This window comes from Novipirellula caenicola, assembly GCF_039545035.1.
Classification (GTDB): domain Bacteria; phylum Planctomycetota; class Planctomycetia; order Pirellulales; family Pirellulaceae; genus Novipirellula; species Novipirellula caenicola.
Window position 1 is genome coordinate 181140 of the sequence record NZ_BAABRO010000008.1, and the last position, 13760, is coordinate 194899.

9 protein-coding genes are annotated in these 13760 nt (G+C 54.4%); 5 read left to right on the forward strand and 4 right to left on the reverse strand.

All coding sequences use genetic code 11. The annotated features are described in order from the left end of the window. Positions 1 to 209: 209 nt before the first annotated feature. Positions 210 to 965 carry a TVP38/TMEM64 family protein gene (locus ABEA92_RS16865; protein ID WP_345685009.1) on the forward strand — a complete coding sequence of 252 codons (756 nt, stop codon included), beginning with the start codon at positions 210 to 212 and terminating at the stop codon, positions 963 to 965. 123 nt (positions 966 to 1088) lie between these two features. Next, positions 1089 to 2276: an NAD(P)-dependent malic enzyme gene (locus ABEA92_RS16870; RefSeq protein WP_345685010.1), complete on the forward strand. Its 1188-nt coding sequence runs from the start codon at positions 1089 to 1091 to the stop codon at positions 2274 to 2276. A gap of 128 nt (positions 2277 to 2404) precedes the next feature. Here the strand turns inward: ABEA92_RS16870 and ABEA92_RS16875 are convergent, their stop codons facing one another. Then, positions 2405 to 6772, reverse strand: a complete 4368-nt coding sequence (locus tag ABEA92_RS16875) for a PVC-type heme-binding CxxCH protein (protein WP_345685011.1) — start codon at positions 6770 to 6772, stop codon at positions 2405 to 2407. 126 nt (positions 6773 to 6898) lie between these two features. After that, positions 6899 to 8053 carry a Gfo/Idh/MocA family protein gene (locus ABEA92_RS16880; protein ID WP_345685012.1) on the reverse strand — a complete coding sequence of 385 codons (1155 nt, stop codon included), beginning with the start codon at positions 8051 to 8053 and terminating at the stop codon, positions 6899 to 6901. A 275-nt stretch (positions 8054 to 8328) separates the two neighbouring features. On the opposite strand from ABEA92_RS16880, the gene ABEA92_RS16885 reads away from it, so the two are divergent. Then, positions 8329 to 9486, forward strand: a complete 1158-nt coding sequence (locus tag ABEA92_RS16885) for an AraC family transcriptional regulator (protein ID WP_345685013.1) — start codon at positions 8329 to 8331, stop codon at positions 9484 to 9486. Positions 9487 to 9496: 10 nt separating this feature from the next. On the opposite strand, the gene ABEA92_RS16890 is transcribed toward ABEA92_RS16885, so the two are convergent. Next, positions 9497 to 10378: an RAD55 family ATPase gene (locus ABEA92_RS16890; protein WP_345685014.1), complete on the reverse strand. Its 882-nt coding sequence runs from the start codon at positions 10376 to 10378 to the stop codon at positions 9497 to 9499. Positions 10379 to 10801: 423 nt separating this feature from the next. Between ABEA92_RS16890 and ABEA92_RS16895 the strand changes: the two genes are divergently transcribed. After that, on the forward strand, positions 10802 to 11449 hold the full coding sequence (locus ABEA92_RS16895) for a DUF502 domain-containing protein (RefSeq protein WP_345685015.1): 648 nt from the start codon (positions 10802 to 10804) through the stop codon (positions 11447 to 11449). Between the two features lie 48 nt (positions 11450 to 11497). Here ABEA92_RS16895 and ABEA92_RS16900 read toward each other — a convergent pair whose 3' ends face one another. Beyond that, positions 11498 to 12589, reverse strand: coding sequence for a SecDF P1 head subdomain-containing protein (locus ABEA92_RS16900; protein ID WP_345685016.1), 1092 nt, complete (start codon positions 12587 to 12589; stop codon positions 11498 to 11500). Positions 12590 to 12903: 314 nt separating this feature from the next. On the opposite strand from ABEA92_RS16900, the gene ABEA92_RS16905 reads away from it, so the two are divergent. Next, positions 12904 to 13734, forward strand: a complete 831-nt coding sequence (locus ABEA92_RS16905) for a hypothetical protein (RefSeq protein WP_345685017.1) — start codon at positions 12904 to 12906, stop codon at positions 13732 to 13734. Positions 13735 to 13760: the final 26 nt, after the last annotated feature.

Genomic DNA, 13760 nt, shown 5'->3' on the forward strand with positions numbered 1-13760 from the left:
ACTCGCGGAATGGTTCTCTATAAAGAGTTGTGGACGGGTAGGTTGTATGCACGATCCAATGGTTGAGGTGATTGAGGATGTCGGTTTTGACCGCATTTTTGTAAGGATCTTTGTTAGTGTCCGTCTACGGTTTATCGAGATCCTTCCTGTAAATCCGCCCGTTTACAAATCCAGCCGCTCAATCGTGGTCTCCACCTAAAGTTCAAACCATGGCTGACCAAATCGAACAAAACGAAAACGCTACGAAACCAGCGATGGTCAAGAAAGCGGGGCTGTTTTTGCTCGTCGTCGCAGCGGCGATCATCGGCTACCTCCAGTTTGGGCATTTGCTGAATCTTGATTCGCTCGCTCAACGAGAATCTCAGCTACGGACGTTCCAGGCCGATCATCCCGTATTGGTCTACGGGGTCGCGTTTGGGATTTATGTGCTCGCCACCGGGTTGTCGATTCCCGGGGCGGCGGTGTTGACGCTGGTTTACGGTTGGTACTTTGGTTTTGTTCGCGGATTGGTTTTGATCAGCTTCGCTTCGACCGCCGGCGCCACCGTGGCGTTTCTGCTGAGCCGCTTCTTATTTCGCGATGCAATCCAAAATCGATTTGGTGAGCGATTGAAAAGTTTCAACGAATCGCTCGAAAAGGAAGGTCCGTTCTTTTTATTCACGTTGCGGCTGATCCCTGCGGTCCCGTTTTTTATGATCAATGCGGTGATGGGGCTGACGCCAATTCGCACTCGCACGTTTTGGTGGGTTAGCCAGCTTGGGATGTTGGCGGGGACCGCCGTTTACGTCTACGCGGGCTCAAGTGTTCCCGACCTGCAAACGCTGGCAGATAAAGGCATTGCTGCGGTATTTACATCAAGTCAACTGTGGCAGATTGGCAGCGCGTTTGTGCTGCTCGGGCTCTTTCCGCTGATCGTTCGTTTCACGATGAAGTTCATTCAGCGAAAGCGGCTACAACCCACATGAATTCAGTTTGATATGTTGAGGACAGCCGCACACGCCGACACGGTGGTTTCGGTTGCAGCAAATTAACGTCGTTTTTTTGCGATTAGTTTGTTTTGGGTTGTTCCTCCTTTCAACTAGAGAATCATGATGACCGACTTCTTTACGCGAAGTTTGATTGTTCACGAGCAACTGCGTGGCAAGATCGGGATGCATTCGCGGATGCCGGTCAAGACAGCCGACGATTTGTCGATCGCGTACACGCCTGGGGTGGCACGACCCTGTGAGGTGATCGCGAAAGATCCTGCACGAGCATGGGATTTAACCATCAAAAATAACTCCGTCGCGATCGTTAGTGACGGTTCCGCGGTGCTTGGGCTGGGGAACATTGGTGCCCACGCGGCCATCCCGGTGATGGAGGGCAAAGCACTGCTATTTCGCGAGTTTGCGGGGATCGATGCATGGCCCATTTGCGTGGATACCCAAGACACTCAAGAGATCATCGATACGGTTCGCCGGATTGCTCCGGTTTTTGGTGGCATCAATCTCGAAGACATCGCAGCGCCAAAATGCTTCGAGGTCGAAAACCAATTGCAAGACTTGGGCATTCCCGTTTTCCACGATGACCAACATGGCACGGCCATCGTGCTGTTAGCCGCGTTGATCAATGCCGCGAAAGTGATCGATCGCAAACTGACCGACATGCGAGTGGTGATCAATGGGGCTGGTGCCGCAGGAACGGCAATCGCCCGACTGCTGCGCTGCGTAGGACACGATCCTAACGTCTGCCAACCGGTTCTTGATGTCATCGTCTGTGATTCACGCGGCGCGATTCATCAGGACCGCGAGGGATTGTCACCCGAGAAAACAGAGTTGTTGGCTTATACGAATCGCGAAAATCGACAGGGCAACCTCGCAGATGTGATGGTCGATGCCGACGTCTTTATTGGAGTCAGCAAAGGCAACCTGTTGAAACCAAGCCACATCCAATCGATGTCCGCGAAGCCGATTATCCTCGCGATGGCCAATCCCATTCCCGAGATCATGCCCGCCGATGCGATCGCCGCCGGGGCCGCGATCGTGGGTACCGGCCGTAGCGATTTTCCGAATCAAGTGAATAACGTGCTGGCCTTTCCCGGCATCTTTCGCGGCGCCTTGGATAGCCGCAGCAAGCGAATTAGCGAAGAAATGAAGATCGCTGCCGCTCATGCGTTGGCCGCCTGTGTGCACGAACCGACAGCCGAGATGATTCTGCCCAACCCGCTCGATCAAACCGTCGCTCCCAGTGTGGCGGCGGCAATCCATTCGCTGGCAACCCAGACCGATGCCCCTTGATGTCTATGGCATTGGTTTGGATTCGAACCAGCCCCAATCAATTGACCCGCAAAGAAAAAACGCCTGGCAGGACCAAGGGGCTCACCAGGCGTGTTGTCACTGCGGAAACCGATTTTTGCGTTCGCCGATTACGGTGATTCAACGGTGATCGCCATCACCACAGGTGCCGATCGATCCGGACCTTTGACCAGTTCAATCGTCGAGATCGGCTCGGCCTGTTTGGGGTAAACCGCGAGGTAACGAATCTGGCGTCCGAACAAATCAAAGGCAAATTCGGACTCCGGCACATCCACACGTCGAATGTAATCGGCAAAATGAACTTCGTTTAACAGTTCGTGGTCTTCGGATGTCCCGTCGGCATAATGAATACGCACAATCATGCTGACCGTTTTTGCATTGCTAAAGGGGAAACCCCAGCCGGAAACACCGCCGAGCAGATGAATCGCTTTGGCCGGTCCATTCAGAGGCAATGTGACGGACTTGGGCATTTTCGAAACGATCGGACTGTGGTTGCTGTGCAGCACAACCACGTTTGGCACGCTGCCATCGCGAGGATCGATCAGCTGAAACGGGACGCCTTTGAAGGTCTTGGGGGACCAATCACCAAAGACAAGCCGTTCGACTTCGCCATTGGGATCGATAAACATCCCACGATCACTGGCGGCCGAGGCAACCTTGCTGAGATCCATCGCAACATGTTTGCCGCGTTTGGTCAGGAACTCGAGCAGATCGGTAAGCTCTTCGGGTTTAATCGACTTTTCGAATCCCTCGGGCATGATTGATTTTTGCGACGCGAGAAGTTCTTCGACATCTTCCCGCAACACCGCGTGCTTTTTGCCTTCGGCGTCAAACAATTCGATCGCAGTTTTCGACTCGGACGCCAACATTCCGTTCAGCACTAAACCATCAAGTGTCAGCACCGTGTACACGCGAAAGTTACCTTCGACGTTTCGGCTTGGATCCAAGATATGCGTCAGCAGTTCCTCTTTCGGATGAACCGCCATGCCGGTCAAGTCGGGGCCGACGGCCGAGCCTTCGCCGCTGTGAACATGGCATTTTCCGCAGTGGACTTTGAAAACCTCTTTGCCTTTGACCGCATCGCCCTTTGTGTGGGCGACGAACGACAGCTCTTCGAGTACCTTTTGCCGGTCGGCGTTGGGCAGCGAGCCACCACTTTCGAGTAGCTTCTTGGCTTCTTCGCGAATCGATTTGTCTGGATGCGACGCCAGCGATTGCTTTTGGTCCAAAGCAAGGTCGTTCAGCGAGGCGTCCCCTTTCTTGGCTGCTTCCAGCAGCGATTTTGTCGAGCCGGGCCGTTTCAGCAGCAGCGTTAAACTTGCCGAACGAATCGATGGCGTCATCGTCGCAAGTCGATCAATCAATTGAGGCCCCAGCGACTCGGAATTGCTCTGTTCGAGTGCATCGATAATGCCGTCGGCAAGAGCGGGAGGCGTTCTCGGGTTCAATTGATCCAATAGCGACGAGACGGTTTCCTCGTCGGCGGGATTAAACTCGACCAATTTTCGAGCCGCTTCGATTCGCTTCGCGTCAGGGGTGTCTTCGTCACTGAGCGTTTCCACAAAACCTGCGGTGATCTCTTTGCTGTACTTCTCGAACTTTTGGCTTCCCCACTGAGTCGCCAAGCGAACCATCACGCCTCGGGTTCCCGGGGAACCCTGGTCCAGTAGCGATTCCAGATCAGATTCTAGTTCAGCGGTCAGTTCGATCTTTTGATCTCGTTGCCATCCATTGCTGATTCCCGCAAACACAGCGTCAATGACTTGACGATTGGCATTTTGCAAACTTGCCACCAGCGTTTCCATTTCGCCCGCGTTTTTAGCTCGCGCGTAGTGCTCGGCAACGCGTTGCGTGATTTCGAGCAGCTTCGTTGCGGGATTGACGGTTTGGGTTTTGGCAACTGCTTGCAAGAAACCGATGCTGTTCTGCGCCGCTGCACTGGTAGCAGCATCGGGAATCCAACGATCCGCCAAATTGGCCGGCTCTGACAGAATTTGGGCAATCGCCTCGCCACTGGCGGTGCTTGCCGGCAAATCGGACAAGGCCAGGATCGCCGCAAGTTTGGTGTTGGCGTTGGGATCACGATGAACGCCGGCGGCTAACAAGGCATCGACCGAAGCGGTCGACGATGGCAACACCTTGACCGCGTTCTGACGAACGCCGGCCGAGGGATGACGCAGCGCGGCAAATGCCGCCGAACTTGCCGCGGTGTCATCGGCGTCTAGTTCACCGAGTCCCTTTAGCGTCCACAACGCATGGATCGCACCGACGTTCAGCCCGATTGTGTCAGTCGATTCGTCTTGAATCAACTTGATCAGTTCTTCCGTGACATCGGTTTTACCTCGTTCCACCAGCAAGCGCTGAGCATGTTTGCGTGTCAACATCGTCGGATGATTCAGGGCGGCCACCCATTCGCTTGGCGTCGCCTTGGACAGATCGGGGCTTGGTTTTGCATCAGATCCGTCGAATACCACGCGATAGATGCGTCCATGTTTCTTGTCACGAAGCTTCGTTTCGTAAGCCGCTCCCTTGCCGGTTTCGAATCCTTGCGGTGTTGGATTGTGTTGGACGATGTAGTTGTACCAATCGATGATCCACACTTGGCCGTCGGGCCCAATTTCGGCCATGATCGGCGCGGTCCATTCGTCGTCACTCGCAAGTAAGTTAAACGGACTGGTCGATGTGAATCCGCTGCCATCGTGCTTTAATACAAACGCTCCGGTCAAGTGTCCCGTCGGTCCGTTCACAAAGGCAACTCGGTTCCAATATTCCTGAGGGTATTCGCGAGCCGTGTACAGCGAGTGACCTGCGGCAGCGGTGTAGCCGCCGTGATGATCGACTTGGCGAACCTTGTCCGTGATCGGATGAAAATCGTTGCTGTCCGCGATCGATGAAAGCGTTAGCGATGGCGTCCAGCCGCGGACTCGCTCGTAATAGCGATTGGCGATTGGCATGAAGACACTGGGGTTGCCGTTGGCGGTCGAGCCAAAGATCAATCCTTCTTCGCTGATGCCGAGTCCCCACGTGTTGTTATTGGTCGAGCGGATGAATTCCACTTCGGACCCATCGGGACGCATGCGAAAGAAGCCCATTCGAAAAGCTTGCTGCGGTTTTCCGTCGGCCACGGGTTTGGATTGGTTGTAGCCCTGCATCGCCCAGATCCAATTGTCCAATCCGTACTGGAAATTGCTGACGCCACCGTGGGTGTCGCCGAGCGTCCAATTGGTGACCAGCGTTTTTCGAACGTCGGCTATGTCATCGCCGTCGGTGTCTTTTAGGTAGAGGGTTTCGGTAGCGTTTTGAACGATCGCTCCGCCGTCGTGAAATGTGATGCTGGTCGGGATGCTCAGCTCTTCCGCAAACACGGTGAACTTGTCCGCTTTCCAATCGCCGTCAGTGTCCTCACAGATGCGGATGCGATCACGTCCCTTGCCGGCCGGTTGCAATTCGTTGGGGTAGTCGTAGGTCTCGGCGACCCACAATCGGCCTCGTTCGTCCCATGCCATGCAGATTGGCTTGCCCTGCAAATCCGGCTCCGATGCAAACAGTTCGACATGGAATCCCTTGGGGACAACCAGATGCTTCATCGACTCGGCGGGTTCGAGTGGTTTTTGCATCATGTTCATCGGTTTGCCCTGCACTCCCCATTTATCCGAGGGCGTGTAGTTGGGGATTTCGCTACCGACGTCTTGGTATTCAAACGGTTTGACGTCTTTGGCGATCTTCGTCATCTCGGGAACCGGAAACGCTCGGTCTTGTAGGAAATCGCCCGCTTGTTGCGGATCCCGTTTGGCTGCCCAGCGGATGCCTCGTTCGACAAGGTTTTGAAAGCCAGGGTTGGTCCACGTCCGCGAATCGTGTCCCCACGCGGTATAGAAAACGCGTCCATCCCCTTCGCTGCGGATCCACGTCCACGGTTCGCGGCCTTCGGCGTCGACACGATACTCGAGCACCGTACGGTTTTTTTCGTTGTGCATGTGATGAACGTACGTTTCGTCCCAACTTTCGAACCCGCCAAATCCTTGCATCACTGGGTGATCGGTGTTGGCGATGTCGGTGCGGAACACGCCGGTTCCATGCCGCTGGAATTGGGCTCCCATCAACGCCACGATCCGGTCGTCATTGCGAAAACAATACGTGGCACAGTGCAGCGGTACAAAACCGCCGCCCTGCTTGACGTATTGCAGCAACGCATCGGCTTGCGATTTTTCAATATGGTCGATGTTCGCGTACAGCACCACTGCATCGTATTGCCCGAGCGATTGGGGATTCAGCATCGCCAAATCTTCGCGATAGGTCATCTCGATTCCACGTGCTTTCAAAACGGGTGCGAGCTCGTCGAAGCGTGGTTTGGGTTGATGATGTCCTTGGTCACCGATGAACAGGACGTTCAGCGGATCGGCTGCCGCTGTCGACCCCGATACGATCGATGTGATCACCAACAACAGCAATGCAAGAAAGGAAAGCGAGCGGTGCATAACGAATAAGTCAAAAGAGGATGGGGAGCGGGCGGGACAACGGATGTTGCCTGCGCCAGTGACACAGGCAACGCATCAAACAGCCGGGGCGTTGTTAGGCCGGGGCGTTGTTAAGTCGGGGCGTTGTTAAGTCGTCAAACAAGTTGACAAGTCACGCGACAACGTGAATTCAGGCAAATGGACCACCTGGCCACCCTTCATCGCCGATTCATGGGCACAGATGCCAACGCAAGTCCAGTTGGCGCTCGTGACTGCATCGGGGACGGGACTTCGGTTTTCGAGCACACTGCTGACAAATTCGTTGACAAGATGAGGATGCGATCCGCCGTGCCCGCCGCCTTGCAAGAATGACAAGTGATCGGCGTCGTGAATTTCCTGGGGCAGCGTGAAGCGGCGGATCGGCTCCGGCAGCAGGTGAGCGAAGTCTGGAACTTCGATTTTCTCGGCGATCTCGTGCTCGGGCTTCTTGGCCGTATGAATCACATGTGGCTCGTTTTCAATCAATGTCCATTCGAAACTTTTTTCGGTACCGTAGACATCAAAGCTCTCTCGGTACTGACGTGCGACGTCGTATAAGAATCGCCAGATGTGCGCCGTTAGATCCGTGTCCTTGATCTTGATGTGGCACGTTTCTACCGCGAATGGATTACCCGACTTTTTCGCAATGTCATCACGGACGGTTCCCGATCCAAAGCAGCTAACGTACTCGGCCAACCCTCCGACGAGTCCCAAGCAGGGGCTAACCACGTGCGTCGCGTAGTGCATCGGAATCATCTTTTCCCAATACGAGGGCCACCCATCCATGTCTTGCGGGTGCGAAGCGGCTAGGTACTGGATCTTGCCAAGTTCGCCACTTTCGTAGAGTTGTTTGATAAACAAATATTCGCGGCTATAAACCACCGTTTCGGCCATCATGTACTGCAGTCCGGTGTCGCGTACTTTCTGGACAATTTGCTCGCACTCTTGGACCGTGGTGGCCATCGGTACCGTGCACATGACATGTTTGCCCGCATCGAGGGCCTTGAGTGACATCCACGCATGATCAGGGATGGGCGAATTGATATGCACTGCATCCACGTTGGGATCGGCAAGCAGGTCCTCGTATGAGGTGTAGCGGCCGCCAATGTCAAATTGGTCCCCACACTTATCGAGCCCAGCTTGGTCGCGTCGGCAGATCGCGGCGACTTCGGCGTTCGGATGAGCCTGGTAAATGGGAATAAACTCGGCTCCGAAACCAAGCCCTACCATCCCTAAACGCAACTTCTTTGAGGTTTCTGACATGATCGGTTCTCTCCGTGAGGGACTTCGAAATGAGAAGGAGGTAGATTAAGAGGGCAGGCAGATTGCAGTAAAACGAACGAGCTTAGCGACGACATGAAGAAACTCATCACGATTTCGTGGTTGCATTGTCGGTCACAGCAGGGACTGCGTCGATGAGATGCTACGCGAAATGTTTGAGAAATTTTACGTCGGTTTGGTGCGGCGTTTTGAGGGCTTCTCTCGTATAATGTTCAGCGCAATTCTGCTCCCTTTGTTCCCATTATAGAGTTTTTGCGATGATTCGACGTCGGTCTGTCGCACTGCTAATCGAAACTTCCAACGCCTACGCGCGAGGCTTGTTGTCAGGGATCGTCGATTACATCCATTCGCATGACGCATGGTCGATCTATCTGCCCGAACAAGAACGTGCCGCACCGCCGCCGGAATGGCTTCGGCGTTGGAAGGGCGACGGAATCATTGCCCGGATTGAAACCAAAGAGATTGCCGAGTCGATCCAGCGGACCGGGATTCCGGTGGTGGACGTCAGTGCCGCGCGTCACTACCCCGGCGTGCCTTGGGTGGAAACGAATGATGAAGAGATTGCATCGCTTGCAGCGGAGCACCTTTTGCAGCGAGGATTCAAGCATCTTGGTTTTTGTGGCGATGCGGAATTCAATTGGTCCACGTGGCGACGAAATTATTTCCGCGATTTGGTCGAAAAGTCTGGCTGCGACTTCCACTGCTACGAAACGGCGATCAATGAAAAGAGTTCGTCCTCGTTCGAAAGTGAGCGTCAGCGGATTGCCCAGTGGTTGAAGGATCTGCCGAAGCCGATCGGCGTATTTGCCTCCTATGACATCAAGGCGCAATTGGTTCTGGACGTTTGCCGTGAGCTGGAAATCGCGGTGCCCGAAGAGATTGCTGTCCTAGGCGTCGACAACGATGAATTACTGTGCAGTCTTGCCGACCCGCCGCTATCCAGCGTTGTTCCCAATTCACGCAAGACCGGGTTTGAAGCGGCGCGGTTGCTTGACGCAATGATGAATGGAGAAGAGGTGTCCGAGGAAGGGCGGTTGATCGAACCGCTAGGAGTTGAAACACGTCAGTCCACCGACATTCTAGCGATCGATGACACCGACGTTGCTGCGGCGCTTCAGTTCATTCGCCAACATGCGTATGCCGGTATCAATGTCAACGATATCGTCCGACATGTGAATATTTCGCGGCGGGTCCTGGAGACACGATTTCGAAACGTCATCGGCCGGACGCCGCACGAAGAAATCCTGCGGCAACGAATCATGCGGGTCAAAAAACTGTTGGCCGAAACCGATATGACGCTTCGCCAAATTGCGACCCGCACCGGATTCGAGCACACCGAATACTTGACCGTTGCATTCAAACGCGAAACCAAGCAAACGCCGACTCAGTTTCGCAAGAAAGTTACCAACAAATGACCGTTGGCGTTTATCGCATCAGTTGCAAGCCTGCTTCGGTGATGGTGTAAGGCACGATCGATTCATCGCACGCACTGCCGCGATGTTTGGCGACATGCAACGCGCGTCCCATCTTGTTTCCGTCTCGCGTCTTGCCCATCAAGATGATCGTGTTCGCATTGGACAGCACATCGCCGCTTTGAATCGGACGGACCAACAAATCATCCAGCATCACTTCGTGGCTGGTATACAGCAGCGTGCACCCGATGTCACGATGGTCGTAAGCGTGTGATTCCACTCGTTCCTGATTCTGGCGGAACGCCACTCGAAACAAATCGCGGGCGACCCAATCGTGCTCTTTACGCAAGATTTGATGATAGATGTATTCGAACATCTCGAATTGGATCGAATCGGCTGCCTTGTCGGTCGGTTCCACTCCATCGATCACACAGCGGCGAACCCCATGAACAAAGTTGCCGTAGAAAAACGCGATGGCTTGATCGAGTTTTTTGGACTGCTCGTATTTCCATTCACGCCAACTGTCCGAATCGAGATCGTTGGCGGTAACGCGGCGTCCCGAGTGCTGGAAAATGTGCATGTAATCGCGTCGCGAGTAATCGGCGTCCCAGACCTTGGCAGCGTCCCATTGGCCGTTTGGCTCAAACTCACTCAAACGCCAATCGTGTAACCGTTCGGCATACGCGGTGTGATTTTGCGAGTCGCCACGCGAAGTCAAATCGAACAGGATGCCCGACTGGCCTTCTTGTTCGATCCCCGCATTGGCAAATCCGACGCCCAATTGGGTTTTGCCGATCCCGGATGCCCCCATCACGACGGTCAGAGTGCCTGGGATCAATCCGCCTCCGAGGAGGTCGTCGAGTTCGGGAATGCCGGTTTTCAGTCGGTGCGACATGGTGGACGAATGGGTTAGGGGAGCAAACGTGTGGAGTTGCGTCATGGCGGTCATCGAGATGACACTTCGCTCTGCGAGGGAGGTTCACGCGGTGCGAATCGAGTAATTTAAAAGGCCAAACGAAAAGGTGCTAGTGAGTGAGTCGATCCCCCCGGGGATCGTGTGTTTTTTTCCAATCGATTGGGTGTGGAAACGCCCTGCTTTTACCGCCTTGTTTCGGGGACGTTTGGGCCTGGGAAATGGCTCCGCCCTGACTTCGGCCCGACTCCACATCGCAAACGCTCGCTTGCGTGCGGTATGCTGTGCAGCAATTAATTGGCGGACTCGCTGCATCAGGATGCCTCGGGCACGCGGGCATCCCTGTCGTTTGCCGAAAACCCGAGCGTTTGCAGAGAAACCGAGAAAGCGAAACCGAGAAAACGTATGCGAAAGAAAATCAACGAATCCGTAGGCTTCCTCCGCAGCACGGCGATTGGGGGTATCTTTTTCTTGTTGCCCTTGGCGGTCATTGCCGGATTGTTAGGCCAGGTCTACGGGGTTGTCTCGGCGGTCGCGGTTCCGCTGCAGCAGTGGATTCCGGGGAATCAGCCGTTTAGTATCGCGATCCTGTTTTCGGCGGCGGTAGCGATTTTGATCATGATGTGTTTTGCTGCGGGCGTGATCGCAAGACGAGCAATCGGCAAAAAGTTCTCGTCCACGGTCGAGAAGCAGTTGATCACCGTGTTTCCCAAATATGCCATCTACAAAGACTTGTTGGCGGGGAATTTGAAGCATGACAGCGACGGGCCGACGTTGTCGCCGGTGTTGGTGGCCTGTCCCGAAGGCTACCGGATCGCAATGGAAGCGGACCGTTTGCCCAGCGGGTTGGTCGTGGTCTATTTCCCTGGTGCTCCCGACACCTGGATTGGTTCGGTCGTGTTGGTGCCCGAGTCACGCGTGTTTGCCACCAAGTTGGACTTTAACGAAACGCTCGGCGTGTTCGAGCGACTCGGTCGCGATTCAAGTCAATTCCTGGCGCCCATCGAAAGCTTGGCCAACACGACGCCCGTTCCGTCCACCGAGCACAACTGAGATCCCGTAGCGAAAGTCGCCAAGACTTTCGGCCATTCCCCCATCGACTCAAGGCGAGATCAGATCCACTAGGCGGTAAGACGCCGAGACTTGCGTTTCGCTAATCGGTTCGGGATTTAGTTTCGCAGGCAACTGTCCCGCCTTGAGGATCTGGACGATAAAGTCGGTTTCGGCGCGAGTGAAATCTCCCGTAATCCGTGCTTCGCTACGGATCGGCTGCAATATCTTTGGAGCCGTCAGCAGCTGGTCATCCAGCACAATGCCAAGTTGCGTTTGCGTGGTGCCGACGTGCGCATTGGCGGTTGTCAAAGCGAGCATCTTGGCGGCGCCGGCATCGGTGAAGTTGATCGCAACGGCGGGATTGCCATTTCGGTCAAAGGTGGCCGCAGCAAACGCCAAGTCCTCACCCCCGACCGCGTGTTCACTTTCAACGACCGCCAGAACATCGATGGATGGGATATTTTGCGAGTTCATCCAGCGAGCGATTTTGACTTCGCTGTCATTCCCAAGCACACTGCTTGGCATCTGCAGGACTTCGCCGGTCTGAGCATCACGCACCGTGAGCGAATTCAATTGCACGGTTAGCGGAGTCACATCGTCGACTGTTGTTGCTGCGGCGTCTCTTCCCACAGTGACCCACCTTCCCACCACGCTTCCGTTCTCGTCAAGCACATCACGACTTGCGGTAGGCGTTTGGGAGGATGCTTTCACCAAATTCAGAAGATTGGCATGATGAGTTTGATTGGCGATCGGTAGGAAACGCAGCACGCCAGCGGTGCGAAGCAAGCGTTTGGCAAGGGCAAGTTCGACCGGATCCCGAGTCGGCACGATGATTTCGACTTGGTTCTCGTCCAAGGCGTGCACGGCAAGTCCAGCAGCAAAAAGGTGGCGAAGTCGTTGCCGAAGTGGCTCGACCATTTCGTCGCTTGTGACTGCGTCTGAGTGAATGTCTGAACGCTGGACCGAATACACCAAACGTGTACCCGGCACCGAGCCCTGATACAACCAAGCAAACGCCACCCCCGTTGCCAACGCCAGCAACAAAACCACCCCCACCGCAATCAAAACGGCCGGAAACTTCTTGGTATTGGTTTCAATTCGGTCCGGCGGATCCGAGAAACCGTTGTCTGAGTGGGGCATCAGGATCGATTTTACCTTTTTAACTACTGGTGAACGGACGTTTCGAAACGGCGTTTCGATTTTGTGCGGTACGGAGTTGCGACAGGCCGAAAGCGGATGAGTTTGAAGCGATCGTGGGTGGAACGCTATGGGGGGCAAACAGGACGTTATTCAAGCATGTAGCAGCAGGTTTGACGCCGTCCCATTTTGATTGGCGATAGGTCTTGAATTGCCGTTTGCGTTCCATTTGCCGTCAGTTATCATTACCTCTCGCGAGGGGCGAGGTGTCGCGGATGACAGTCGTGACCAAGGTCAAATTTCAAAGGAATTTGTAATTGATGTACCCCAGCGAGAATGCAACGCGAATGCAGTTTAATGGAGTTCGATCAAGCTCGCGCCCGTGCGATGTTGCGCAAATGCAGCGGGGTGATTTGCTGAATCGGCGTCTTTCTGGCTTCACGCTCACTCAAGTCGCAGCGTGGGTCTTCGTTCTCGTGCCATGCCTGTGTCGCCAGGCAAACGCCGCAATCGTGGTTACCTTTGAGCTAACCGTAAACAATACCTCCGGTTCATCTGGTGACATTTTGGCGTTCGCGGCGCCGGGCAGCGATTCCCTTGGTTCTTTCCATTCGGTCTTAAAAATTAGTTCGGAAGCTCCCAATCTTGTTTTTACAGACGGTAATGGAGTGGGCGTTAACCAGGGAGGGGACATTATTGATGGCTATTTGCTCTCGTTCGCAACGCCTGAGGTGTTGGATGCTGTTGGTGGTCCCTATCGGTTCACTGGATTCAAAACGTTGACGTTGACGAGCTACCAAACAGTAAATCATGGATTCACCCTTACCGATGCCATTTCGCCAAGCGTTAGTTCAGCGAATATTGGTTCCACAACCACTGCAGGTGATCCATCATTGGTGCATTTTGATTTAGCGAGTGCTCCCTTTACATCGCCGGTGACCCGTTTCAGCTTGATAGGTGATATGGATCGAAAGATTGACTCTGGGTTCCAGGTGCGATCGATTACTGCCGAGTTTGTGCGTGACGCGTCCGCAGTTCCTGAGCCTACATCCGTAGCGGGTTTGGCCGTTTGTGGAGGAGTATTTCTGGTTGATCGTGTTTACCGCCGCAGAAAACGTCGTGGCCAACAAAATGGAAGCACGATGTGAGGTTGTTCGTGGCTAGTCACCAATGC

What these genes read in the sequence shown, in the direction of transcription:
- ABEA92_RS16900 (WP_345685016.1), bottom strand. Translation starts at nt 12,589, where the DNA reads ATGCCCCACTCAGACAACGGTTTCTCGGATCCGCCGGACCGAATTGAA.
- ABEA92_RS16890 (WP_345685014.1), bottom strand. Translation starts at nt 10,378, where the DNA reads ATGTCGCACCGACTGAAAACCGGCATTCCCGAACTCGACGACCTCCTC.
- ABEA92_RS16865 (WP_345685009.1), top strand. Translation starts at nt 210, where the DNA reads ATGGCTGACCAAATCGAACAAAACGAAAACGCTACGAAACCAGCGATG.
- ABEA92_RS16880 (WP_345685012.1), bottom strand. Translation starts at nt 8,053, where the DNA reads ATGTCAGAAACCTCAAAGAAGTTGCGTTTAGGGATGGTAGGGCTTGGT.
- ABEA92_RS16875 (WP_345685011.1), bottom strand. Translation starts at nt 6,772, where the DNA reads ATGCACCGCTCGCTTTCCTTTCTTGCATTGCTGTTGTTGGTGATCACA.
- ABEA92_RS16885 (WP_345685013.1), top strand. Translation starts at nt 8,329, where the DNA reads ATGATTCGACGTCGGTCTGTCGCACTGCTAATCGAAACTTCCAACGCC.
- ABEA92_RS16895 (WP_345685015.1), top strand. Translation starts at nt 10,802, where the DNA reads ATGCGAAAGAAAATCAACGAATCCGTAGGCTTCCTCCGCAGCACGGCG.
- ABEA92_RS16870 (WP_345685010.1), top strand. Translation starts at nt 1,089, where the DNA reads ATGATGACCGACTTCTTTACGCGAAGTTTGATTGTTCACGAGCAACTG.